This is a genomic window from Sphingomonas sp., assembly GCF_045810705.1.
In the GTDB taxonomy this organism is placed as follows: domain Bacteria; phylum Pseudomonadota; class Alphaproteobacteria; order Sphingomonadales; family Sphingomonadaceae; genus Sphingomicrobium.
Window position 1 is genome coordinate 1 of the sequence record NZ_JBJMVI010000013.1, and the last position, 20,605, is coordinate 20,605.

Genomic DNA, 20,605 nt, shown 5'->3' on the forward strand with positions numbered 1-20,605 from the left:
GACCAGGCGCGGACCATCCGCATCCCGGTGCACATGATCGAGACGATCAACAAGCTGGTCCGCACCGGCCGCCAGTTCCTCCACGAGACCGGCCGCGAAGCGACGCCCGAGGAGCTCGCCGAGCGCCTCTCGATGCCGCTCGAGAAGGTCCGCAAGGTCCTCAAGATCGCCAAGGAGCCGATCAGCCTCGAAACCCCGATCGGCGACGAGGAAGACAGCCACCTCGGCGACTTCATCGAGGACAAGAATGCGGTCATCCCGGTCGACGCCGCGATCCAGTCCAACCTCAAGGAAACGGTCACGCGGGTGCTGGCGTCGCTAACCCCGCGCGAGGAGCGCGTGCTGCGCATGCGCTTCGGCATCGGCATGAACACCGATCACACGCTCGAAGAAGTCGGGCAGCAGTTCTCGGTGACGCGCGAGCGCATCCGGCAGATCGAGGCGAAGGCGCTGCGCAAGCTGAAGCATCCGAGCCGGTCGCGGAAGATGCGAAGCTTTTTGGACCAATAGAGCGGCAAGCTCCGAACCCGCATGTCCACCCAAGACCGTACCACACGCGTTGCGGGGAGCGCCGGCACCATCGGCGCCGTCCTCGCAGCAATGAGCTGTACCGCGTGCTTTCCCGCCCTGGCCAGCCTCGCCTCCGCGCTCGGTTTAGGCTTTCTCAGTCAGTTCGAGGGCATCTCAATCCGTTACATACTGCCGCTGTTTGCCCTCATCGGTTTGGCCGCAAACGTCATCGGGGGACTCCGCCGCCGGGGTTGGGTGCGGATGGTTCTCGGAATCATCGGACCCTTGCTCGTGCTGGCTGCAGCGCTGCTGATGGCGACTTATGGCATGGCGACAGAATGGCTGCTCTACCCTGGCCTAGTTCTCATGATCGTGATCGCCATCTGGGACTTGAAGACGAATGGGACGGCTCATGTCGGATATCCCGCAAAGCCGACAGGTTGACGCGCACACATGGCCGAACTTCAATCAACTCTAACCTGCCCCCAGTGCGGTGGCGTCTCGACCGAGACGATGCCGACCGATGCCTGCCAATATTTCTACGACTGCCGCCACTGCGGCGCCGTACTGAAGCCGCTCAAGGGCGATTGCTGCGTGTTCTGCTCGTATGGCGACGTGCCTTGCCCGCCGATCCAGGAAGCGCAAGCAGCCGGACAGAGCGGCGGTTGCTGCCCGGCTTAGCCTCCCTGCCTCGCTAACCCCGCGCGAGGAGCGCAATAATCGAGGCGCTTCCGTCGTTCTCAGTCTCGTGAATTCGCCCGCTTTGCCTTGGCCTCTCCCCTGGGCGTGATCCAGGTGATGAGGTCCCATTCGTTGCGGATGGCGAGGAGCAGGCCGGCCGTGATCACGATCGCAAGCCCGTCCTTGGCCCAGTCCCACGACTTCCAGAAGGCGAGCGCATCGACGGCCATCGCGAGATAGATCAGGACCGGGAAGACGCCGTAGAACCACAGATCGGTCCAGTGGATATTCTCATGGCCGATCATCGTCCGCTTCCGGATCCCCCAGGCCGACATGATTCCGCGGACCAACCCCCAAGCGGCGGCCAGCGTGGCGAGCGCCGCGAAAGTGGGGCGCGAGATGTCGGGGGTCAGGGCCGCGGCGCTCAGCGCCAGGACGAAGCTCACTCCGAGTACGATCGGCCCCATGTAGAGCCACGATCCGGCAAGAACGCTGTCGCGGGGGCGGTCTCCCATCAGGCCGATGACCACGAAGATGAGGCCGATCAGCACCGCTGCGGCCCCGCCGGCCATCAGGAAGAAGTTCTCCCAGCCTTCGAACATCGTCGCGCTCCCCCATCATCCGGCCTCTCGCGCAGGATAGCTGACTCGATCGTTGGATACACCTTGAACCAGACCAGGAAGTCGGGCAGCAGTTCAGCGTGACGCGCGAGCGCATCCGGCAGGAAGCTCAAGCATCCGAGCCGAAGCCGGAAGATGCGGTCATTCTTAGACCAATAGGCCAGCGGTGGAGCGAAACTACGTCGGTGAGGTCACTGTCAAGGCGTGAGCGGCAAGAACCTCTTCCAGTCGTCTATGGTGGCCAAAGCCAAAGCGGCTCTTCTTAAGGCGGAAATGCTGCGCCTTGAGAATCATAGCGGCATCAAAGGTAAGCTCAGAGAGCTCCTAGTCGGCGAGTTATTTCAACCAGTTCTGCCTCCCGAAGTCAGGATTGGGACCGGGAAGCTAGTTTCCGCGGAGGGCGCTAGTTCACCCGAAACCGATGTAATTCTCTACGCGCCCGCCATCCTTCCTCCAGTACTCTTCGACGATAAGAATGGATATTTTCCAGCTGAATCGGCGCTTTATGCGATTGAGGTCAAATCCACTTTGACCGCAGCCGAACTGAAACGAGCGATAAGCAACGCGGTGAAAACGCGGTCCCTCAAACTCATGGCCACTGATCACTGGCTGCCGGATGCAAACGCAAATCCACCGGTGACAAAGTTTACGTCGGGAACTCCGAGCGCCATCAACGCCCTTTTCGCATTTGGCAGCGACCTAGGCGGCCCAGTGTCGGCTGAATTTGAACGCTATTGTGCACTCGATCAGAGCGCGATGGGTCACTCTGCGATTCAAGTTCTTTGCATCGCTGGTCGCGGTTATTGGTATTCAGCGTCTGAGGGATGGAAGCATGTCGACGCTGACGATGATATTGGTGAAGTCATGGGTTTCTTGGCGGGAACGACTAATACCCTTCCGCAGCTCATGCTCTCGAAGGGGCGACCTCAGTTCGGCAACTACCTAACAACGGATGCGTGTAAGCCCAAATTGATTTGACCGCCCGCTGGGCGGCCGCACGCGGGTCGTCATCTCCGCCCTTGTCGTTCTTCACGCTCTTGCGGCGTGAGATATTCCCATGGCTTTGCCAGATTGAGCGCGCCCATCAGCTTCCCAATTTGACCAACGCCGATTCCCTCCAGCTCAATCAGGCCGTCGTCTACGTGAAATCCTGCCTCGGGCTTAGCGACGAGAATGAAATCACCAGTTGTGAGCACAGCTGGACGATTGTGGAAATCCATGTCCGTGAAAAAATATGCGTCGGACATCCAAACCAGCAGCGAATCGCCCTGCTTCGCCCGTGAAATTTTGAAGAGATAGTCTTCGGCCGTGCTGACGTCGGCTAAATTGAGCACATTGCTATGCGAGCTCATTCTTTCCTGAAAAAACTGCAGGATTGATGGGTGAAGGTCCTTACTCAAGTACACTCTCCCATGCCGCTGCTCTTTCTAGGAATTTTGACAGCATCGGCCTCTGGCTTTCATGGAACATTTGGACGTGCAGTGATCGCCCAAACTCAGTAGCGAAGCGGGCCCTTATTTCCCCCACAGCGGCTCTCACTTCCCATCTATCGAAGACAATAATGCAATCCACGTCCGAACAGGTGGCTGTATTTGCAAGGACCGAACCGAATAGATGCACGTCCGTCACGCCGTTTGCAATTCCAAGCTCGTTGCGAAGCCAGGACCGAACTGCAGATAAATCCATTCAGCGTTGCTCGATGACGTTCAAGATTTCGGACGGAAATTGGTACTGCCGATAATCAACGGCTGGGTCCGCGACGTGTGCACGAAATGCGTCGATATGCGACAGCCAAGCAGCAAAGAGGTCGGTCTTATCCCCTGGAATGACCTTCCAGTGATCCCTTATTAGCTCGGCAATACAAGTATTATTTTCGACAATTCTCTGTCGGACCCCCCGCCAAGCCGACACATCAACGCGCAACTGATCGCTGGCAGCCGAGGCGCTCGAGTTTGGCCCAAATGATTTGAATATTCTCGAGTTGTCGCGAACGAATGGCCGTACTCGTTTGCGCAGATCGCCGAATGTATTAACCGACCTTTTGCGACGCCGGAACCATCCAGCTAGCGCTGCAGCCCCTTTGAAGATGGCAACTGTGAGCCCTCCCCCGAAGGTTAGAACGGCTATCCAATCAAGGATACTAAAGCCAAGCGGTTTACAGCTCGATAAATCGCTACTTCGAAGCGCAAGGATGCACTGATTCAAACCGGCGAAGAACATGATTACGCAATCGACCGCGGCTTGAGTTCCACCGTGAAGCCAAGCTCGTAAATCTGCCGGACGAGCTGCGCGAGATCGGGCCGCCCACCGGTCGAAGTCGTTAGCGCTGGTGTTGAAACAGCCGCCTTCGGCGCGGCCTTGCGAATACCCGCTTGAACTTCAAGACCTTCCAGCGCCTGCAGCACTCTAGTGGCGTGCTTGCTTGCCATTTTGTAGCCGCTCTTTCCGTTCATCAGACCGTGAATGAACGATCCGGAAAAGCCAAAAGCGTCTCCCACATCAGCTAGGCTATAGCCCAACTGGTCCTTCGCCCGTTCGACCCGCGCACGAAATTCGGGTGTCCAAGGTCCGTTCGGGCCTGTCTGAACTTCCACTGTGAACGCCATTGTCTGCCTGCCTGTCTCGCGCCAGTATGAGCGCCATGCGGCCGCTACGCGTCCACCATATGCGTGTCAAGACATGATTTTTTATTTCGATAATATCTAATATTCAAACAAATGATGGTGCTAACAATGTCAGCAATCTTGCCCATAGGAATTCCAATGATCATGTCAGAGATTCCGGTGACTCAGGAATTCCGGTGGGAATTCCGGTGGGATTCCGGTCAGGATTCCGGGGGATTTCGGTGACAGTTTACTAATCCCGAAATCAACCGCCCTCACACGCTTCAGCGCGGCGCTCGGCAGATCGCCAATGTCCAACATCCTATCGACGATAGGAACTCGCCAACCGGCGCGGCGCTCGGCAACTCGCCCCATTAATGCCAATCCAACCACGCCGCGCTAAAACCCGCGCCATGCGCGCGGTCTTTCTCCTCGCCCTCGCCGCTTTCGACGCCTGCTCGCCCGCGTCGGGCGCGCGCCAGCCACCGAAACCGGAATTGATCGTCGTCACGGGACCTGGGCCGGATTGGATCAAGCATGTGCCGATGAAGGACCGCATCGACCCGAAGTCGCGCGAGTGCACCGATCATGCCGCGCGGCTCGCGGCAATCGCGAAGAAAGATCATGTCGACATCAGTGACCACCGCGCCTTCATCGACCGGGCCGTGTGGGAGGCCGGCGCCAAGGCGGATTGGGAGGCGATCACCTGGGGCATGGCCTATATGAACTCCTGCAACGCGGGGGCGCGCGGAACCCACAGCATCGCCATGTTCGACCGGGACGAGAGCATCCGCGACCCGATGAAGCGGATGCTCGCCTATCGCAACGTGTCGACCAGGCTAGAATGTCATGGCGATCACGCCGTCATGGGCCCCGACGACATTTGGTATCTCTGCTGAGGCGCGCTTGCCGCCGCAATTCACGCAACCAATCCGCTGCCCGCGCGCTCACCTGGGGCACTGCAAAGGCAACCCCCATGACCATCATCCGCAGCGGCAGCCAGGCGCCGGTCAAAGGCCCCGCCGAATATTTCACCGGCGACGTCACCATCGAATGGCAGTTCTCGCGCGACGAGCCGGCGCGGCTCGCCGGGGCGCTGGTGCGCTTCGCCGCGGGGGCGCGCTCGGCGTGGCACACCCACCCGCTCGGCCAGACCCTGATCGTCGTCTCCGGCACCGGCTGGCACCAGTGCGAGGGCGAGCCGAGGCAGGAAATCCGCACCGGCGACATCGTCTTTTGCGAACCGGGCCGCCGCCACTGGCACGGCGCCACGCCCGACAGCCCGATGGCCCACATCGCGCTTCAGGAAGCGCTCGACGGCAAGATGGTCGAGTGGATGGAGAAGGTGAGCGACGAGGAATATCTCGCGGAGAACAGGGCCGACGCCTGAGGGCTCGGGCGCTCAGCGGCGCATGCTCCCGTGACGGTCCCCGTGCTTCGCTCAGCCTACATCCACTTGCCCACGCCGCCATGCCTCGAGCAGGCCCCGGTGCGGCCCTTGGCGTGGCTATAGGTGCCGTCCTTGCACTGCGCGATCGCGCCGGAGGGGTTGTGATCCTCAACCGCTGCAGGAGCGGCCGCGGTCCTGCGCCGGGCTGGTGCCGGCTTTGCCGCCGGAGCTGGCGCGGGCTTGGCGCCGGTCATCGCATTCTTCATCCGCTGGAACATGCCGGGCTGGGCGGTTGCGGGGGCAGGCGCCGAAACCGGCTTTGACGCGGTCTGGCTCGACGAGGTCGAAACTTTGCATTCCTGCTTGTTGGCATTGCCCGGCTTGGTGCAATCATAGTGGCGCGTCGTCGTGGCGACCGTCGTCTGCCTGGCGACCGGCCTGGCCGGGCCCGCCCCCGCCGATTTGCACACCGCCTTGTTGGCGTTGCCGGGCTTCGAGCAATCGTAATTCTTCTCCGTCACCGTCCTGGTGGCGGTCGTCGAGGAGACCTTGGTCGCCGCTGGCTTGGGCGCGGTGGCGGCCGCTTTGACCGGCGCCGACCTGGCGGCCGCGGGCGCCGGTTTGGCAGCCGCCGCCGTCGCCGACTTGGCCGCGCCCTTGCACACCGCCTTGTTGGCGTTGCCGGGTTTCGAACAATCGTAGTTCTTTGCCGCCGCCAGCACGGGCGTACTGGTCGAAAACATGCATCCAGCCGCGAGCGCGGCCGCCAGGATCAGACGGTTCATCATGAGCTCCCCGATTTACTTACACTTGGCGAAATGGCCTTTCGCGTTGCGGCACAGCTTCGGCTTGGCCGGACATTTCACGAATTTGCCGTGCTTGTCCTTGCACGGAGCCGCGAGCGATGGGGCCGAGCCCGCCAGCAGGCTGAGCGCCGTCAATGCGAAAACGAATTTCCTCATGCTTCCTCTCCCTCGGCACTGGGAGCAGAAATCATAGGCGCAGCTGCAGGCGATGCGCCAGCCAATGGCATTACAAACAGCTGTCAGCAGCATGAACTCTCGATGCAGCCCAAATCTGGGCCGCAATGTTCAGAACATCTTCGAAATGGAGCCGAGGATGCCGCCGGCGGCGCCGTCCTCCTGAAGCAGCGTGGCGAAGCGGCCGAGCGCGCCTTCGCCGCCGATGTGGCCGACGATCTCGTTGAGCTTGTCCTGCGGCAGACCCGTTTGCTCGGCGGCGGTCGTGACCGTGTCGCTCTCCGCAAAATGCGCCTTGCCAAGCGCGGCGACCGCCTGCTCGACCTGCTCCGGGCTGAGCCCGACTTTCGCCGCGAGGTTCTGGACCGTCGCCGTTTCGGAAACCTGGCCAAGGATGCCGTTCAAAAGGCTCATCGCAAATCTCCTCCGCTGTTGAAACGTCGACGTGTCGATCGCCCTGTAGCGCGTCGGCGCGCTGTCGGACAGCGAGGGCGGAACCCTCTCGCCTGCCCGCGGTTCACCTCGCGGGGGGCGCTCCAGAGGACACCCGACCATGCCAGCAGCCGGCTCCGACATCATCCGCAACTGGCCGAAGGAATCGCAGGAGGCCGCGAAGCTCGTCATCGACAAATATGGCGAGCCCGACGAGGCGACCGACAGCCAGCTCATCTGGCACCGGCGCGGCGAGTGGAAGCGGATCACTGCCTCCAAAGCCTTCTTCCAGCACGACTTCCCCGCCCCGCACCAGGACAGCGTCGAAAGCTTCATCGACTATCGGGTCCCGCCCGACCGCTTCGCCGACCTTGCCCGGTTCGACGGCAGCATCATCGCCGAGCGCACCGCCGGCGAGCTCTCGGCGCGCTGCCACGACGAGGAAGCCAACCGCCTCGCCCTCAACCTCGCCCACGACATCGTCACCGGCGCCAGGACCGTCGAGCAGGCGCGCGACTATTATGCGAAGGAATTCGCCGACTATCGCCGCAAGAAGCCGACGCCGTACATGGAGAAGCTGCGCTTCACCCCGCCCAGCGGCGGCACCGCCGACGCCGACGTCCGGCTGCTTTCGGACGAGGAGCTGGAGCAGGCGCAGCAAGAGGGCAAGCAGAAGCAGGCCGAGCACGCATAGCCGGCTCGGACGGCGGTTCAGCGTGACCCGCGAGCGGATCCGGCAGGATGTCCCCTTATGCTTCGCTCAGCCGCCCGAAAAGGCAAACGCCAGGCCGGCGCCGATGACCGCGGCGGTCAGGACCAGCGGCAGTGCCGTTCGAACCCACTCGGTGCGCAAGATGTTCGCAATCATGTCCAGCCCTCCCCTAAGAAACTGAACCGTAATGGTGCGCCCGACCTAAGTCGCTGTCATCTAGAAAGAAATTTTCGTCCACAGCTAATTGGCGCAGCGTGAGTTCGGTGCGCCTGTTCGGCGTCGGAGCTTAGTTGCCGACCGCCTCGCGCTCCGGCGGGGTTGCGGACTTGGCACGGCCGGGCGCTTGCCGCTTCTCGGCGCGGCGCGATGCTTCGATCTGGCGCCAGAGGTTGAGGGTCTTGTCGTCCATGGGGCGGCGAGGGAAACGTCGGCTGTCCGACAGAGGTTCCAACGGCCGCGGCGCTGCGGTCCACCGTGCATTGTCGCCGAACCGTCATAATCCTTTCCTAGATCGGCCGTGGGGGAGCCGCATGACCGACGATCAAGCCAGCACGCCCGCCCTCGTCCGCCGCGTCGCCGCCGAGGGGCTCGGCGCGTTCTTCCTGTTCGCGACCGTGATCGGGTCGGGGATCATGGCGCAGAATTTGAGCCAGGGTAACGACGCCGTCGCTTTGCTTGCCAACACGCTGGCGACCGGGGCGATGCTGTTCGTGCTGATCACTATGCTCGGGCCGATCTCGGGCGCGCACATGAACCCCGCGGTGAGCCTCGTCGCCGCCGCGCGCGGCGAGCTCGCGTGGCGCGACGCCCTCGCCTACATCCTCGCCCAATTGGCGTTCGGGATCCTCGGCGCGTGGGCCGCGCATGTGATGTTCGGCCTGCCGACGCTGCAGCTGTCGGTGAAGGCGCGGACCGGGCTTGGCCAGTGGACCGGGGAATATATCGCCACCTTCGGCCTCATCCTGACGATCCTCGGGACGGTGCGTTCGCGCCGCGAATGGGTGGCGCCGGCGGTCGCCTGCTACATCGTCGCGGCCTATTGGTTCACCTCGTCGACTAGCTTCGCCAACCCGGCGATCACCGTCGCGCGCAGCCTGACCAACAGCTTCGCCGGGATCGCGCCGCACGACGTGCCCTTGTTCATCGTTGCCCAGCTGCTCGGCGCGGGGTCGGCGGCGGTCGTGGCGCGCTGGCTGTTCGACCGGCCTTAGGACGCGGTCAGCTTGTCAGAAGCGCGGTGACTTCGCGCTGCTCCTGCTCGCCGAGCTCGGGGCGCCAGATGTCGAAGATGAGGACCACGCGGTCCTCATTGCTGTCGTTCCACGCCTCATGCTCCATCGTGTCGTCGAAGATCAGGAGCTGGCCCTCGCGCCACTCGCGGACCTCGTTGCCGACGCGGAAACGGCAGCCTTCGGGGACGATCAGCGGCAGGTGGCAGACGAGGCGCGTGTTGAACATGCCAGTATGCCGCTCGATCCGCGCGCCGGCCTTGAGCAGCGAGAACATCACCGTCGGGCCAAAGCCGGGGATCCGTGCCAGCGGGGCCTGGTTGACCGCCTCCCAGGTCCTCGGGCAGCGCTCCAGCAGCGCCGCGTCGGGCTTGCCGTTCTCGCACAGGAACAGGGCGCTCCAGTCGCGGTTTTCGACCAGCGCCTGGTTGGCGTCGAGCCGGACGTCGCCGTCGCTCGCCTGCATGTACGGGCGGAAATTTTCGGTGCCCTGCTTGAGCAACTCGACCAGCTCGGCGCGGACCTCGGACGTCGCCGCTTCGACCCTGGGCGTCCAGTCGAACGCGGCCGGGTCGTAATATTGGACCTGCGGCAGCTCGGGAAAATTGAAGACCGTCGGCTGCTGCAGATACTGCCGGCGCTTGCCCGCCGCGAGCTCGAGCGCGTGGCGGAAGCGCGGGGTCCAGCTTTCAGGCGGGAAGCCGCGCGCGCTCATCAGCTGCTCGCGCTTGGCGTAAGCGCGCTCTTCGAGGCTGGCGAGCGCCTGCCGCGCGCGGTCGACTTCCGGCGCGGCATCGGGCGGGACCGGCCCCGCATCGGCGAGCCCGAGCGCGGTGCGGTAGAATTGACGGGCGGCGAACCTGTCCCCGGCAAGGGCGCGGCAGTCGGCTTTCATGATCAGGCCGCGCAGCGACCTCGGGTCAAGCTCGAGCAGCCGGTTGAGAACGGCTTCCTCGGCCTCGGGGTCGCCGAGCCCATGAAGCGCGATGGCGAGCAGCAGCCAGGTCACCGGATTGGCCGAACCGGCCGCGGTCAGCTGCTCGAGCCGGGTGCGCGCCTCGCCCGTGCGCCCCTGCTGGAGCGCGGCCACGGCCTGGTGCAGCAACGCCTGTTCCTGTTGCGGGTCGAGCGGCATGGGCGCGATCATTAACCAGCGCCGCTCGGTAGCTCCAGCTGCATGTAGACGCTGTCGAGCCAGCGCCCGTGTTTCCACCCGACCCCGGTCAACCGCCCGGCCTCGCGGAAGCCGAAGCCTTCATGCAGGGCGATCGACGAGGGCTCGGCGCCGCCGATGACGGCAATGATCGTGCGGAAACCGTAGCCTGCGCAGGCGTCTACCAGCGCCTGGAGGAGCGCCTTGCCGAGTCCGCGGCGCATCCGCTCGGGATGGATGTAGATACTGTCCTCGGCGGTGAAGCGGTAGGCGTCGCGATCGCGGAACTGCGTTGCGTAGGCATAGCCGGCGACCGCTCCGTCCAGCTCGGCGACGAGGAACGGCCAGCCGGCGGCAACGACGCGCTCGATCTTGCCACGGATCTCGCCCGCTTCCGGCGGAATGAGGTCGTAGGAGGCAGTGCCGTGGAGCACATGGTGGGCATAGATCAGCGCGACGGCTTCGGCGTCTTCGGGGGTCGCATCGCGGATTGCCACTGCATCCATCGCGCTGCTCCCTCGCATCGGCGCGAAGCGTGGAGCAAGGTCAAGACTTCACTCCCCGTTCACGCGCAAACCCGCTAGGTCGGGTCGACGCGACCCATCAATCCGCCATTCCTTGCCAGCTTATCGCCTCCCCTCGCCGTACGACCGGCCGCCTCTGCAGCGGCGCGTATCAGGCTTTGCGCTTGCGCTGGCGATCAACCTCGTCCTGCTGCTTGTCCTCCTCGGGCTTGGCTTCATTCCTCGGCCCGCACCCCGGCGTCCGGGCACGCTGACCTTCGATCTCATGCCCGAAAGCCGCCGCGCGTCCGCCAATCGGACGGACAAGACGCAGGTCAAGCAGCCGCATGTCCAGTCGACCCGGCCGGTGCCCAAGCCGCCGCCGATCGTGCTCCCATCGAAGCCGACGATCACGCCGCCACCGAGGCCGTCGAAGAAGCCGTGGATCGAAATGAGCAAGGATGAGCTTGCCGCCGCGGACATTTCCAACCTGCCCGCCGCGGGCGCGGGCGGCGAAGGCGACAGCGAGGTCGTCGGGCGCGGGCCGAACGGCGATCCCCTATATGCCGCGCAATGGGCGCGCGAGCCGTCCGATGCCGAGATCGGCGGCTATTGGCCGCACAACGTCACCGGCTGGGGGCTGGTTGCGTGCAGGACCATCGCCGAAGACCGCGTCGATGACTGCGTCGAGCTCGACCAGAGCCCGCGCGGATCGCATCTCGCGTCTGCGGTGCGCCAGGCCGCGTGGCAATTTCGCGTCCGCCCGCCGCGCAAGGGCGGCCGCGCGTTGGTCGGGGCGTGGGTGCGCATCCTTATCGAGATGGAATCACGCACCGAGTGAGCGATTGATGCGCTCGGCCTCAAGCCTCCACGGGTTCGCCTTCGGGCGCCCCGCGGCCGAGCTTGTCCGGCAGCGGCTCACCGCCCGGAGTGAAATCGAGGCTGACCGAGTTGATGCAATAACGCTCGCCGGTCGGCGGCGGGCCGTCGGGGAAGACGTGGCCCTGGTGCGAGCCGCAGCGGGCGCAGACGATCTCCGTCCTCACCATCCCATAGCTGGTGTCGCGGATGGTCTTCAGGTGACCCTCGGCGAACGGCTGGGTAAAGCTCGGCCAGCCAGTGCCGCTTTCGAACTTGGTGCCGCCGTGGAAAAGCGGCAGCCCGCACAGGCGGCAGGTGAACACGCCCGGACGCTTTTCGTTGAGGAATATGCCGCAGAACGGCGCCTCGGTGCCATGCTCGAGCAAAACGTGCTTTTCCTCGTCACTGAGGTCAGCCGCCAAGGCATCGAACTGTTCGGGGGTCGGAGGAGTGAGGTCGAACGTGGCGCGGTCTAGAGCAAGGTCCTGGGGCATCTTATGGTCCTTTGTGGCCGTGGCGGCCTCTATCACGGCCGAGGCTCGAGCGCAGCCGGTCCAAACGCAGGCGCAGGCGCTCGCCGACGATGCGGTGCAATATGCCGCGCAATTCGGAGTCACGCCCGAGGAAGCAACGCGGCGGCTCGAGGCACAGCAGGCGAGCGTCGCCGCGACCGATGGAATCGCAAGCGAGTTTGCCGGCCGGCTCGCGGGCATTTCGATCGAGCACACGCCCGAATATCGAATCGTCGTACTTCTGACCGGCACGGAGCCGGTCGCGACCCGCGCCTCGGGCGGCGTGCCGATCGTCTTCACGACCGGCGCGAAAGCGACCCACGCGCAGGCGGTGGACGCGATGCGCAAGCACCTCATCGACCTGCGCACCGATCTGCCGAACGCGCGCGGCGCCGGCTACGACCAGCGCACCGGCGAGGTCGTGCTGCTGGTCACCCGCGCCGACGCCGACAAATATGGGCTCGACGCCATCCGCACCCGGGCCGAGCAGGTCAGCGGCGTTCCGGTCCGGATCGCGATCAACGCGCTCAACGAATCCAACCTTTCGGTCGATGGCGGCGGGCGGGTCGAGGGCCTGAACCTGCAGACCAACCGCCGCAACCTGTGCACGACGGCTTTCGTCGTCACCAACGGCGAGATGAGCGCGATCACGACCGCCGCGCATTGTCCCGATCAGCTCACCTACGTCGACCGCGACGGGAGCACGGTCACGCTGCCGATGATCGGATCGTGGGGCGCCGGCTACCAGGACGTGCAGATCAACGGCAGCCCCGATTCGCCGTCGCCATATTTCTACAGCAACCGCGGCGCCGGGACGCTTCGGCGGCTGGTCAGCTGGCGCAATGTCGCGACCACCCGCGCCGGCGAATTCGTCTGCCATTATGGCGAAAGCTCGGGCTACAGCTGCGCGACAGTCGAGCTGACCGACTACGCACCCCCCGGCGATCTGTGCGGTGGCCCGTGCTCCCCGACGTGGGTCACGGTCAAAGGACCGACCTGCATTCCCGGCGACAGCGGCGGGCCGGTGTTCAGCGGCGAGGTCGCGTTCGGGATCGCCAAGGGTGTCAACCGCTCCGGCGGCGGCCAGTGCCTGTTCTATTATTATATGTCGACGGATTATCTGCCCACGCCGTGGCGGCTACTAGTGGCCGGGCCTATTTCGCCGCGATGAAGTCGCCGCGCTGCTGATCGGAGCCCGGCACCGGCTCCGCGGGGTCGTTGCCGATCTTCACCACCCGGTTCTGATCGTCGACATGGACCACGAGCGGCGTCAGCGCGCGCGCCTCGACGTCGTCGAGCACCGCATAGCTCATGATGATGATGAGGTCGCCGGCGTGGACCAGGTGGGCCGCGGCGCCGTTGATGCCGATGACGCCGCTGCCGCGCTCGCCGGGGATGACATAAGTCTCGATCCGCGCGCCGTTGGTGATGTCGACGATCGCCACCTGCTCGCCTTCGAGAAGGTCGGCCGCCTCCATCAACGCGGCATCGAGGGTGACCGAACCGACATAGTGGAGGTCGGCCTGAGTCACCGTCGCGCGGTGGATCTTCGACTTCATCATGATCCGCATCAAGCGACCGGCTCCTTCGACTGGCGGGGCGCCTTTAACAGATTGTCGATCGACGGACAGACTTCAAGTGCTGCACTGCGGCATCGCACTTGCAGCATAAGGTGGGAATTCCCAACTGATGGGCGGCGAAGTTGGCGGCTTTTGCTACGCGAAGGCCCGGCCAGACGGGTAACTCATTGGCGGATAGCGGTTTTCGCGTTTGGCACGGCTCTTGCTCAGTAAATGGCAACAGAGATTTGCCAACGGAGTGAATGATGGACGCGCAAGGAAATCAGGTCGCACTGCCGATGAGGGCGCATACAATTCTCGGCGTGTGCGAAGCCATCGGTGAGGATTTCGGCTTCAACCCCGTGTTGCTGCGCGTCCCCTTCGCCGCGACCGTGCTGTGGAGCCCGACGCTGACGCTGGCGATCTATTTCGCGCTTGGCGCGGTGGTGCTGGCCTCGCGCTTGCTGTTCCCGCGGGTCAGGCCGGCTCAGGCAGAAGCGTCGGCGCGTGAATTCAGCGCGGCGAACGAGCAGCGCCAGCTGGCGAACGCGGCCTAATTCCTGTGCACGCTAGTCCCCCGGACTAGCTCCGCTCAGTAATCGCCGCGGGCTTCGGCGCGCGCTTCGAGCAGGTCGAACAGCGCGCGGTGCTGGAGCAGCAATTGCTCTCCGCCAAAGGCGAGAGCGCGAGCGCTGGCCGGCGTTGGGGCGCCCTGCTCGATGACCGCAACCACCGACGCCTCGTCCGGAAGCGAGGGCGCGGGAGATTCGATCCCGGCACGAGCTGCCGCCCGGTCGAGCAAGCGGCGGACCGGCCACCAGTCGCCGACCAGAGCGGTCGCGGCGCCGAGGGCGCAGCCGTCACGTTCCGACATCGCCAGCGTTTCGAGCGCGTGGCGCGCAGCGACCAGGCTCGATTCGGTCTCGGCGGCGCCCGGCGTGCTTGGCATTGGACCGACGGCGGAGGTCAGGCGCACGACATAGAGCCGTTCGCGCTCGAACGCATCGGAAGCGCGGAGCAGCCAATCCTGGGGCGAGCCCTTGGGGCAGCGCTGGAGCGCCATTTCGATCAGCCCGGGATAGCGGCCATGAAGGTTGCACAGCAGGTGCACGGCATCGGCGAGGTCGCGGCCCGAGTGGCGCCCCGACGTTTCGAGCAGCGTGTTGAGGTAATCGTGGCGCCCCGTTCCGTCGCCGGCGATGCGGGCGAGCTGGCTATCGGCAACGCTGACCGCATGGGACCCCTTCAAAGCATTGCTTTGATGGGAACCCTGCCGGCCGACGGACCGATTGATCGCCATTCCTGAACCCCTCGTCATGATCTCGGCGAATCCTTGTCCGATGGTCACTAACGCAAGGGCGTAAAGACGAGGTTTATGGCGAGGTAAGCTTTCCTGAACCCTGTTCGTGAGGACTTGCCGGCGCGGCGATCACTCAGTCGTCGCGGTAGGCGAGCTCGAAATTGCCCCAGCGGCGACCCTTGATCCACAGCGGGACGAAGACGTTCTTCACCGGGATGAACTTGTCGCCAAGCTCCATCCGGTAGGTCGCGAGAGTCGTCGGCTTTTCGCTCGCCAGCGCCATCCGCGTCGTATCGTCGATCAGGATCCGGCGGTTGCGGCAATGCTCGTCGTTCCACACCGGATCGGGGCCCTGGGGATGGCTGCGCTCGCTAAGGTGCGTCGGGAGGTATCCGTTCATGTCGCCGATCGCGGAGCCGATGATCCGGTTGTCGCCCGACTTGGTCTGGTCGAGGATCGGCCGGATATGGACGTCGGCGGCGTCGTTGAAGCGGACGTCGTACTGGACGGGGTTGGTGCCCTCGATCAGCTGGTAGTCGCGGTCGAACACGTCGTCGACGGTCACTTCCCCGGCATCGATCGCGCGCTCGATCGCCGCCTGGATCCGGCCGCAGGTCTCCTGCGCTTTGAGGATGAAGGGCGTGTCGTCGATTTCGGCACCTGAATTGGCGAGCGTATCGAGCATCGTGTTCGACAGCATCTCGAGGTGCCCAAGGCGCTTCTGCGCGGTGAGCAGCTCCTGGCCGTTGTCGCGCGCGTCGGCGGCGAATTCGGTGAGGCCGGCCTTCACCCGGTCGACGCTGGTCTGGATCATGCTGGTCGAGTGGGCGATGCCCTCGGTCTGACGGTCGACCATGCCGACGATCTCGCTGACTTCGCGGACGGTCTCGCTGATCGTGCTGAAGCCGCCTTGCGCGGCGCGGCTGCGCTCGACGCCGGTCTTGATCTCGGTCGTCACGGCGCTGGCCTCGCGGGTCAGCTCACCGATGGTCGAGCCGATCTGGCTGGTCGCGGCGCGGGTGTCGTGCGCCAATTTCTTCACTTCGGCCGCGACGACGGCGAAGCTGCGGCCGGCATCGCCGGCGCGGGCCGCCTCGATCGTCGCGTTGAGCGCGAGCATGTTGGTCTTGCGCGCGATCGCCTCGATGGTCGAGGAGACCGTCTGAACCTGGGCCATCGCGGAAGCGAAGCCGGCCATGCGTTCGCCGAGCTGGACGATGAGGTCGGTCAGGCCCTTGAAGCCGTCGATCGTCCCTTCGATCGCCTCGCGCCCTGCGTCGAGCTTGGCCTTGGCCTGCTCGGAAAGAAGCCGCGCTTCGTCGGTCGAATCGGACACCCGCCCCTGGTCGCTGAGCAGCCGGGTGGTCACTTCCTCGAGCTGGTCGAGCATCTTCAGATGTTCGCTGATGCGGCCAGCGACGCCCTGGACGTAGCCGGCGACATCGCTGCACTCCATCGATAGCGAACCGCAATCGCGGGCGACCGCGCGGATCGCATTTTCGGTGACTTCCTCGATTCCCGCACTGGCCATTGAAGAGCCCCATCCCCGATCAATTCAGGAGCGGGGATACGGGGAAGCTCCTACTTCTTCGTTAACCACGCTGAGCGGTCAGTAGAGGAGGAACGGCCTGCGCCCCTCTTCCCAGCCGCGCTCGTCGGGGATGGTGATCGCGTCGAGGTCGCCGGGCGCGGCGTTGGGATCGTCGACCCATTCACGCAGCAGCTCGGAGCCGTTGATCACGTCGATCGCGAGCTTGTCGAACACATATTCGTAGGGGAAGTCGCGCCACAGCGCATAGTCCGGATACAGGCGACGGATCGCCTTGAAGGCCAACGCCTGGAGCCGCCACGGCTTGAACGCGTCGTGGTCGTAGAAAGGCCCTTCCGCGTGGATGAACACACCGCGGCACATCTCGCCGATATGCTTGTGGAAAGTCGGCTGGAAGGTCACCTCGCGCAGCTTGCAGCCGGCGAGCCAGGCAGGCGCGAGGCGTTCCATCTCGGCCATGATCCGCGCGGGCTCGAGGTCGGGCGCACCGAACATCTCGAGCGGGCGGGTAGTGCCCCTGCCCTCGCTCAGCGTCGTGCCCTCGAGCATCACGGTGCCGGCATAGGCGCGCGCCATGTTGAGGTTGGCGGCGTTGGGGCTGGGATTGATCCAGATCCGCTCGGACGGCCAGCCGAAGCCGGGCGCTGTGTCCGGCTCCCAGCCCTGCATCTCGATCACGCGATAATCGACGTCGAGCTTGAACCGGTCGATGAACCAGGAGCCGAGCTCGCCGAGCGTGAGCCCGTGGCGCATCGGCAGCGGCCCCGCGCCGACGAAGCTCTCCCAGCCGGGGCGAAGCGTCAGCCCTTCGGCCGGGCGGCCGGCGGGGTTGGGCCGGTCGAGCACCCAGACGCTCTTGCCTTGCTCGGCAGCGGCTTCGAGCACGTAGAGCAATGTCGTGATGAAGGTATAGATCCGGCAGCCGAGGTCCTGAAGGTCGACCAGGATCGTGTCGAAGGTCCCGAGCGACTGGCCGGTCGGGCGCCGGACTTCGCCGTAGAGGCTGAATACCGGGATGCGGTGGACCGGGTCGGTGAAGTCATCCGACTCCACCATATTGTCCTGCTTGTCGCCGCGCAGCCCGTGCTGCGGGCCGAAGGCGGCGGTGACGTTCACGCCCGCCGCGATCAGCGCGTCGAGGCTGTGGGTGAGGTCCCGAGTCACCGACGCGGGATGCGCCAGAAGCGCGACCCTGCGGCCCTCGAGCGGACGGCGCAGCTCCGGCTCGGCGAGCAGCCGATCGATACCGAACAGGGTCATGTGCGTTGCTTACGGAAGGTGCGCGGCGAAGCAAGCCGGGTCGTGGAAGTCGGGCTTGTCGCCTTCGGGATGGGCGAGCGCCCAATAGGATTTGGTGCCGTCCGTCTCCTCGAGGACCGCGGAAAGCCCGAGTTCCCAGGCGCCACGCGCTTCGACCGTGATCGTCGCGCCGAACGCCCACCAGGTGAAATTGTCTTCAAGGCGAAGGTAAGGCGCAGTCACGTCCGCGTCGGTCCTGCCTTCCCGATAGCCGGCGAAATCATAGGCGGCCCATTCGCCCGAAGGCGCGAAGTTCCACTCGCGATAGGATTGCACGCCGGGCACCCGAAGGAAGGCTTCGAAGCAGGTCGTTTTCCACAGATCGTCCACGCGCTTCGGCTCGACCGGCTCGGCGATCAGGAAGCGGCCCGCCGGAGCGCCGATCCCGAACCAGATGTTGGTCGTGGCCGTGACGCCGAACGCCGCCGAATGCTCGACGTTCACCCATAGCTTGAATGGCTCGGTCGGCGGCGTCGCCGGATGATGGGCGAGATTCAGCTGCACCGCTACAGTGTAGCAGGAGCTGGTTAACGACGCTAAGCCGCTCGCATGACGGCTTACAATTCCTCGCTCCTGAAGCTGCTCCATGAGCGTGGCTACATCCATCAGGTGACCGACGCCGCGGCGCTCGACGCACTGGCGGCGAAGCAAATCGTGCCGGGTTACATCGGCTTCGACGCGACCGCCCCGAGCCTGCACGTCGGCAACCTCGTTTCGATCATGCTGCTTCGCCGGCTCCAGCAAGCCGGGCACAAGCCGATCGTGCTGATGGGCGGCGGCACGACCAAGGTCGGCGACCCGAGCGGCAAGGACGAGGCACGGCAGCTTCTCGACAATGAGCGGATCGAAGCCAACATCGCGTCGATCCGCCGCGCGTTCGACCGCTTGCTGACCTTTGGCGATGGACCCACCGACGCGATCCTGGTCAACAATGCCGAATGGCTCGACACGCTCGAATACATCCCGTTCCTGCGCGACGTCGGGCGGCACTTCACCATCAACCGCATGCTGACCTTCGACAGCGTCCGGCTGCGGCTCGACCGCGAGCAGCCGCTGACCTTCCTCGAGTTCAACTACATGATCCTCCAGGCCTATGACTTCCTCGAGCTCACGCGGCGAACCGGGTGCCGCCTCCAGCTCGGCGGGTCGGACCAATGGGGCAATATCGTCAACGGCATCGAGCTCGGGCGGCGGATCGACGGGACCGATCTGTTCGGGGTGACCACGCCGCTGATCACCACCCCCGATGGCGCCAAGATGGGCAAAACGGCGCAGGGCGCGGTGTGGCTCAATGCAGAGCTCCTCAGCCCGTACGATTATTGGCAGTTCTGGCGGAACACGGCGGACGGCGATGTCGGGCGGTTCCTCAAGCTGTTCACCGACCTGTCGCTGGAGGACATCGGCAAACTCGAAAGCTTGACGGGCGCGGAAATCAACCGGGCGAAGATCGTGCTCGCGACCGAAGCCACGGCGCTGCTCCACGGCCGCGAAGCTGCCGAAGCGGCTGCGCGAACTGCGGCGGAAACCTTCGGCGCAGGCGGGCTTGGGGAGGACCTGCCGACGCTGTCGCTGGGAGACGGCATGAACATCGCCCACGCGCTAACCGCGCTCGGCTTCACTTCGTCGAACAAGGAAGCCAAGCGCAAGATCGCCGAGGGCGCGGTGCGGCTTGAGGACGTGACTGTGAACGATCCGGGGCTCGTGCTGGTCGCGTCAGACGAACCGATGAAGCTCAGCCTCGGCAAAAAACGCCACGGGCTGTTGGTGCGCTAGGCGCTCACAAGCCTGGCGAGGCGATCGAGGTCCTTGCCGACCGAGCGCCTGACGAACCAGCCCATGATTTGCGGACCCGGCCCAGTATTGCGGACGGACACGCGAGATCCGGCCCCATCGGGCTCGATCCGATAGGTGACGGAGCCGCCCTTCATCGGGCCGGCGATAAAATGCATGTGGAGCAAATGGTCGGGATCAAAGCCCTGGACTTCGGTGGTCCAGGAGAATTTCTTGCCCATAAAGCCGCCGTGCCGGGTGACCCGCGCCCCGACTTTGGTTGGATCGCCTTTGGGCGGATCGACCGACTTGGCGCCGCCGATCCATTCGGGATCGCGCCGCGGATCGAACATGATGGCAGCGACTTGGCCCGGCCTGGCCGCGATCTTACGCGAAGCAGTCACATCGACCATCGTCCGTGTCCGATAGCAGATCAGCCGCTGCGAATCAGCCCGACGGCCTGGAACGGCAGCAGGGCTGCTCGTTCGCTAGCCGATGCGAACGAGGATAACGCCCGCGATCACCAGCATCGCGCCGAGCAGTTTGACGGCGCTGATCGGATCGCGCGGAAGGCCAAGGGCGCCGACCTGGTCGAGACACATGGCGACGACGATCTGTCCGGCGATTCCAATCGTGATCAGCGAGGCGAGACCGATCCGCGGGGCGGCATAAGCCGCAACCGCGACGAAGGTTGCGCCGTAAAAGCCGCCGATCCACGCGTACCACGGAAGCCCGGCGAAGGCGGCGCCGCGCGGGCGGTGACCGCCAGCAAGCCAGACGACAAGCAAGGCGGCCGTGCCGACGGCAAAGGAGATCAGCGCCGCGAGGACGGCCGATCCGCCCGCGCGTGCGATCAGAGAGTTGGTCGGCGCCTGGAGCGCGATGAGTCCCCCGGCGACGAGCACGAGCAGGGCCGGCACCATCGTTGTCGGATTCATCCTC

Annotated in this window: 30 protein-coding genes and 1 pseudogene; 13 read left to right on the forward strand and 18 right to left on the reverse strand. The window is 64.7% G+C overall.

Going from position 1 to position 20,605, the window contains the following annotated elements:
- The 3 genes from ACJ8FR_RS06660 to ACJ8FR_RS06670 form a co-directional block, all read left to right on the forward strand.
- The coding region (locus ACJ8FR_RS06660; protein WP_407827845.1) for a sigma-70 family RNA polymerase sigma factor at positions 1–510 on the forward strand (510 nt) is incomplete at its 5' end.
- A 21-nt stretch (positions 511–531) separates the two neighbouring features.
- Positions 532–954, forward strand: coding sequence for an organomercurial transporter MerC (gene merC / locus ACJ8FR_RS06665; protein WP_407827846.1), 423 nt, complete (start codon positions 532–534; stop codon positions 952–954).
- 9 nt (positions 955–963) lie between these two features.
- A complete protein-coding gene (locus tag ACJ8FR_RS06670) occupies positions 964–1,191 on the forward strand; it encodes a GDCCVxC domain-containing (seleno)protein (RefSeq protein ID WP_407827847.1) in 228 nt (75 codons plus the stop codon).
- A 59-nt stretch (positions 1,192–1,250) separates the two neighbouring features.
- Here ACJ8FR_RS06670 and ACJ8FR_RS06675 read toward each other — a convergent pair whose 3' ends face one another.
- A complete protein-coding gene (locus ACJ8FR_RS06675; protein WP_407827848.1) occupies positions 1,251–1,793 on the reverse strand; it encodes a hypothetical protein in 543 nt (180 codons plus the stop codon).
- Between the two features lie 74 nt (positions 1,794–1,867).
- Between ACJ8FR_RS06675 and ACJ8FR_RS06680 the strand changes: the two are divergent.
- Both ACJ8FR_RS06680 and ACJ8FR_RS06685 read left to right on the forward strand, forming a co-directional pair.
- Positions 1,868–1,970: pseudogene (locus ACJ8FR_RS06680) on the forward strand (RNA polymerase subunit sigma-70); the annotation flags it as partial.
- A gap of 45 nt (positions 1,971–2,015) precedes the next feature.
- On the forward strand, positions 2,016–2,789 hold the full coding sequence (locus ACJ8FR_RS06685) for a DUF6602 domain-containing protein (RefSeq protein ID WP_407827849.1): 774 nt from the start codon (positions 2,016–2,018) through the stop codon (positions 2,787–2,789).
- Between the two features lie 29 nt (positions 2,790–2,818).
- On the opposite strand, the gene ACJ8FR_RS06690 is transcribed toward ACJ8FR_RS06685, so the two are convergent.
- The 3 genes from ACJ8FR_RS06690 to ACJ8FR_RS06700 all read right to left on the reverse strand — a co-directional run bounded on the left by ACJ8FR_RS06690 (position 2,819) and on the right by ACJ8FR_RS06700 (position 4,417).
- Positions 2,819–3,211 carry a hypothetical protein gene (locus ACJ8FR_RS06690; RefSeq protein ID WP_407827850.1) on the reverse strand — a complete coding sequence of 131 codons (393 nt, stop codon included), beginning with the start codon at positions 3,209–3,211 and terminating at the stop codon, positions 2,819–2,821.
- On the reverse strand, positions 3,204–3,497 hold the full coding sequence (locus tag ACJ8FR_RS06695; protein ID WP_407827851.1) for a nucleotidyltransferase domain-containing protein: 294 nt from the start codon (positions 3,495–3,497) through the stop codon (positions 3,204–3,206). The genes ACJ8FR_RS06690 and ACJ8FR_RS06695 overlap by 8 nt, the downstream gene beginning before the upstream one ends.
- Before the next feature lie 536 nt (positions 3,498–4,033).
- Positions 4,034–4,417, reverse strand: coding sequence for a hypothetical protein (locus ACJ8FR_RS06700; RefSeq protein WP_407827852.1), 384 nt, complete (start codon positions 4,415–4,417; stop codon positions 4,034–4,036).
- Between the two features lie 410 nt (positions 4,418–4,827).
- Here ACJ8FR_RS06700 and ACJ8FR_RS06705 point away from each other — a divergent pair, with 410 nt between their 5' ends.
- Both ACJ8FR_RS06705 and ACJ8FR_RS06710 read left to right on the forward strand, forming a co-directional pair.
- Positions 4,828–5,313 (forward strand): hypothetical protein, encoded by a 486-nt coding sequence (locus tag ACJ8FR_RS06705; RefSeq protein ID WP_407827853.1) that lies wholly within the window; start codon positions 4,828–4,830, stop codon positions 5,311–5,313.
- 77 nt (positions 5,314–5,390) lie between these two features.
- A complete protein-coding gene (locus tag ACJ8FR_RS06710; protein ID WP_407827854.1) occupies positions 5,391–5,804 on the forward strand; it encodes a cupin domain-containing protein in 414 nt (137 codons plus the stop codon).
- A gap of 56 nt (positions 5,805–5,860) precedes the next feature.
- Here ACJ8FR_RS06710 and ACJ8FR_RS06715 read toward each other — a convergent pair whose 3' ends face one another.
- From ACJ8FR_RS06715 to ACJ8FR_RS06725, 3 genes are all read right to left on the reverse strand, one after another.
- Positions 5,861–6,589: a DUF3761 domain-containing protein gene (locus ACJ8FR_RS06715; RefSeq protein ID WP_407827855.1), complete on the reverse strand. Its 729-nt coding sequence runs from the start codon at positions 6,587–6,589 to the stop codon at positions 5,861–5,863.
- A 15-nt stretch (positions 6,590–6,604) separates the two neighbouring features.
- The gene (locus ACJ8FR_RS06720) at positions 6,605–6,766 is read right to left on the reverse strand and encodes a hypothetical protein (protein WP_407827856.1); all 162 of its coding nucleotides are present in this window, start codon (positions 6,764–6,766) and stop codon (positions 6,605–6,607) included.
- Between the two features lie 129 nt (positions 6,767–6,895).
- The gene (locus tag ACJ8FR_RS06725) at positions 6,896–7,198 is read right to left on the reverse strand and encodes a hypothetical protein (RefSeq protein WP_407827857.1); all 303 of its coding nucleotides are present in this window, start codon (positions 7,196–7,198) and stop codon (positions 6,896–6,898) included.
- A 139-nt stretch (positions 7,199–7,337) separates the two neighbouring features.
- Between ACJ8FR_RS06725 and ACJ8FR_RS06730 the strand changes: the two genes are divergently transcribed.
- A complete protein-coding gene (locus ACJ8FR_RS06730; RefSeq protein ID WP_407827858.1) occupies positions 7,338–7,910 on the forward strand; it encodes a hypothetical protein in 573 nt (190 codons plus the stop codon).
- Positions 7,911–8,214: 304 nt separating this feature from the next.
- Here the strand turns inward: ACJ8FR_RS06730 and ACJ8FR_RS06735 are convergent, their stop codons facing one another.
- Complete coding sequence (locus ACJ8FR_RS06735; RefSeq protein WP_407827859.1) at positions 8,215–8,337, reverse strand: hypothetical protein; 123 nt, start codon at positions 8,335–8,337, stop codon at positions 8,215–8,217.
- 121 nt (positions 8,338–8,458) lie between these two features.
- On the opposite strand from ACJ8FR_RS06735, the gene ACJ8FR_RS06740 reads away from it, so the two are divergent.
- Positions 8,459–9,139, forward strand: coding sequence for an aquaporin (locus tag ACJ8FR_RS06740; RefSeq protein WP_407827860.1), 681 nt, complete (start codon positions 8,459–8,461; stop codon positions 9,137–9,139).
- Between the two features lie 7 nt (positions 9,140–9,146).
- On the opposite strand, the gene ACJ8FR_RS06745 is transcribed toward ACJ8FR_RS06740, so the two are convergent.
- Together ACJ8FR_RS06745 and ACJ8FR_RS06750 are read right to left on the reverse strand one after the other, a co-directional pair.
- Complete coding sequence (locus tag ACJ8FR_RS06745) at positions 9,147–10,304, reverse strand: aspartyl/asparaginyl beta-hydroxylase domain-containing protein (protein ID WP_407827861.1); 1,158 nt, start codon at positions 10,302–10,304, stop codon at positions 9,147–9,149.
- Entirely contained in the window at positions 10,304–10,816 is a 513-nt protein-coding gene (locus ACJ8FR_RS06750) for an N-acetyltransferase family protein (RefSeq protein ID WP_407827862.1), read from the reverse strand. Before ACJ8FR_RS06750 ends, ACJ8FR_RS06745 begins: the two co-directional genes overlap by 1 nt.
- A gap of 112 nt (positions 10,817–10,928) precedes the next feature.
- On the opposite strand from ACJ8FR_RS06750, the gene ACJ8FR_RS06755 reads away from it, so the two are divergent.
- Positions 10,929–11,654 (forward strand): hypothetical protein, encoded by a 726-nt coding sequence (locus tag ACJ8FR_RS06755; RefSeq protein ID WP_407827863.1) that lies wholly within the window; start codon positions 10,929–10,931, stop codon positions 11,652–11,654.
- A gap of 19 nt (positions 11,655–11,673) precedes the next feature.
- Here ACJ8FR_RS06755 and msrB read toward each other — a convergent pair whose 3' ends face one another.
- Positions 11,674–12,168, reverse strand: coding sequence for a peptide-methionine (R)-S-oxide reductase MsrB (gene msrB, locus ACJ8FR_RS06760; protein WP_407827864.1), 495 nt, complete (start codon positions 12,166–12,168; stop codon positions 11,674–11,676).
- Positions 12,169–12,187: 19 nt separating this feature from the next.
- Between msrB and ACJ8FR_RS06765 the strand changes: the two genes are divergently transcribed.
- Positions 12,188–13,357: a hypothetical protein gene (locus tag ACJ8FR_RS06765; RefSeq protein ID WP_407827865.1), complete on the forward strand. Its 1,170-nt coding sequence runs from the start codon at positions 12,188–12,190 to the stop codon at positions 13,355–13,357.
- Here the strand turns inward: ACJ8FR_RS06765 and panD are convergent.
- A complete protein-coding gene (panD, locus tag ACJ8FR_RS06770; RefSeq protein WP_407827866.1) occupies positions 13,341–13,757 on the reverse strand; it encodes an aspartate 1-decarboxylase in 417 nt (138 codons plus the stop codon). The two genes, ACJ8FR_RS06765 and panD, sit on opposite strands and share 17 nt — an antisense overlap.
- 254 nt (positions 13,758–14,011) lie before the next feature.
- Between panD and ACJ8FR_RS06775 the strand changes: the two genes are divergently transcribed.
- Complete coding sequence (locus tag ACJ8FR_RS06775) at positions 14,012–14,302, forward strand: PspC domain-containing protein (RefSeq protein WP_407827867.1); 291 nt, start codon at positions 14,012–14,014, stop codon at positions 14,300–14,302.
- A gap of 35 nt (positions 14,303–14,337) precedes the next feature.
- On the opposite strand, the gene ACJ8FR_RS06780 is transcribed toward ACJ8FR_RS06775, so the two are convergent.
- From ACJ8FR_RS06780 to ACJ8FR_RS06795, 4 genes are all read right to left on the reverse strand, one after another.
- Positions 14,338–14,994 carry a DUF6975 family protein gene (locus ACJ8FR_RS06780; protein ID WP_407827868.1) on the reverse strand — a complete coding sequence of 219 codons (657 nt, stop codon included), beginning with the start codon at positions 14,992–14,994 and terminating at the stop codon, positions 14,338–14,340.
- Between the two features lie 184 nt (positions 14,995–15,178).
- Positions 15,179–16,576, reverse strand: a complete 1,398-nt coding sequence (locus ACJ8FR_RS06785; RefSeq protein WP_407827869.1) for a methyl-accepting chemotaxis protein — start codon at positions 16,574–16,576, stop codon at positions 15,179–15,181.
- 78 nt (positions 16,577–16,654) lie between these two features.
- Positions 16,655–17,854, reverse strand: a complete 1,200-nt coding sequence (locus tag ACJ8FR_RS06790) for an exo-beta-N-acetylmuramidase NamZ domain-containing protein (RefSeq protein WP_407827870.1) — start codon at positions 17,852–17,854, stop codon at positions 16,655–16,657.
- A 9-nt stretch (positions 17,855–17,863) separates the two neighbouring features.
- A complete protein-coding gene (locus ACJ8FR_RS06795; RefSeq protein WP_407827871.1) occupies positions 17,864–18,397 on the reverse strand; it encodes a DOMON-like domain-containing protein in 534 nt (177 codons plus the stop codon).
- Between the two features lie 45 nt (positions 18,398–18,442).
- Here ACJ8FR_RS06795 and tyrS point away from each other — a divergent pair, with 45 nt between their 5' ends.
- Entirely contained in the window at positions 18,443–19,666 is a 1,224-nt protein-coding gene (tyrS, locus tag ACJ8FR_RS06800) for a tyrosine--tRNA ligase (protein WP_407827872.1), read from the forward strand.
- On the opposite strand, the gene ACJ8FR_RS06805 is transcribed toward tyrS, so the two are convergent.
- Positions 19,663–20,076 (reverse strand): SRPBCC family protein, encoded by a 414-nt coding sequence (locus ACJ8FR_RS06805; protein WP_407827873.1) that lies wholly within the window; start codon positions 20,074–20,076, stop codon positions 19,663–19,665. The genes tyrS and ACJ8FR_RS06805 overlap by 4 nt on opposite strands.
- Positions 20,077–20,151: 75 nt before the next feature.
- The gene (locus ACJ8FR_RS06810) at positions 20,152–20,601 is read right to left on the reverse strand and encodes a DMT family transporter (RefSeq protein ID WP_407827874.1); all 450 of its coding nucleotides are present in this window, start codon (positions 20,599–20,601) and stop codon (positions 20,152–20,154) included.
- Positions 20,602–20,605: the final 4 nt, after the last annotated feature.

Coding starts and splice junctions, on each gene's coding strand:
- merC (WP_407827846.1), top strand. CDS start 532: ATGTCCACCCAAGACCGTACCACACGCGTTGCGGGGAGCGCCGGCACC.
- ACJ8FR_RS06670 (WP_407827847.1), top strand. CDS start 964: ATGGCCGAACTTCAATCAACTCTAACCTGCCCCCAGTGCGGTGGCGTC.
- ACJ8FR_RS06675 (WP_407827848.1), bottom strand. CDS start 1,793: ATGTTCGAAGGCTGGGAGAACTTCTTCCTGATGGCCGGCGGGGCCGCA.
- ACJ8FR_RS06695 (WP_407827851.1), bottom strand. CDS start 3,497: ATGGATTTATCTGCAGTTCGGTCCTGGCTTCGCAACGAGCTTGGAATT.
- ACJ8FR_RS06700 (WP_407827852.1), bottom strand. CDS start 4,417: ATGGCGTTCACAGTGGAAGTTCAGACAGGCCCGAACGGACCTTGGACA.
- ACJ8FR_RS06705 (WP_407827853.1), top strand. CDS start 4,828: ATGCGCGCGGTCTTTCTCCTCGCCCTCGCCGCTTTCGACGCCTGCTCG.
- ACJ8FR_RS06710 (WP_407827854.1), top strand. CDS start 5,391: ATGACCATCATCCGCAGCGGCAGCCAGGCGCCGGTCAAAGGCCCCGCC.
- ACJ8FR_RS06715 (WP_407827855.1), bottom strand. CDS start 6,589: ATGAACCGTCTGATCCTGGCGGCCGCGCTCGCGGCTGGATGCATGTTT.
- ACJ8FR_RS06720 (WP_407827856.1), bottom strand. CDS start 6,766: ATGAGGAAATTCGTTTTCGCATTGACGGCGCTCAGCCTGCTGGCGGGC.
- ACJ8FR_RS06725 (WP_407827857.1), bottom strand. CDS start 7,198: ATGAGCCTTTTGAACGGCATCCTTGGCCAGGTTTCCGAAACGGCGACG.
- ACJ8FR_RS06730 (WP_407827858.1), top strand. CDS start 7,338: ATGCCAGCAGCCGGCTCCGACATCATCCGCAACTGGCCGAAGGAATCG.
- ACJ8FR_RS06735 (WP_407827859.1), bottom strand. CDS start 8,337: ATGGACGACAAGACCCTCAACCTCTGGCGCCAGATCGAAGCATCGCGC.
- ACJ8FR_RS06740 (WP_407827860.1), top strand. CDS start 8,459: ATGACCGACGATCAAGCCAGCACGCCCGCCCTCGTCCGCCGCGTCGCC.
- ACJ8FR_RS06745 (WP_407827861.1), bottom strand. CDS start 10,304: ATGATCGCGCCCATGCCGCTCGACCCGCAACAGGAACAGGCGTTGCTG.
- ACJ8FR_RS06750 (WP_407827862.1), bottom strand. CDS start 10,816: ATGGATGCAGTGGCAATCCGCGATGCGACCCCCGAAGACGCCGAAGCC.
- msrB (WP_407827864.1), bottom strand. CDS start 12,168: ATGCCCCAGGACCTTGCTCTAGACCGCGCCACGTTCGACCTCACTCCT.
- panD (WP_407827866.1), bottom strand. CDS start 13,757: ATGCGGATCATGATGAAGTCGAAGATCCACCGCGCGACGGTGACTCAG.
- ACJ8FR_RS06775 (WP_407827867.1), top strand. CDS start 14,012: ATGGACGCGCAAGGAAATCAGGTCGCACTGCCGATGAGGGCGCATACA.
- ACJ8FR_RS06785 (WP_407827869.1), bottom strand. CDS start 16,576: ATGGCCAGTGCGGGAATCGAGGAAGTCACCGAAAATGCGATCCGCGCG.
- ACJ8FR_RS06790 (WP_407827870.1), bottom strand. CDS start 17,854: ATGACCCTGTTCGGTATCGATCGGCTGCTCGCCGAGCCGGAGCTGCGC.
- tyrS (WP_407827872.1), top strand. CDS start 18,443: ATGACGGCTTACAATTCCTCGCTCCTGAAGCTGCTCCATGAGCGTGGC.
- ACJ8FR_RS06805 (WP_407827873.1), bottom strand. CDS start 20,076: ATGGTCGATGTGACTGCTTCGCGTAAGATCGCGGCCAGGCCGGGCCAA.
- ACJ8FR_RS06810 (WP_407827874.1), bottom strand. CDS start 20,601: ATGAATCCGACAACGATGGTGCCGGCCCTGCTCGTGCTCGTCGCCGGG.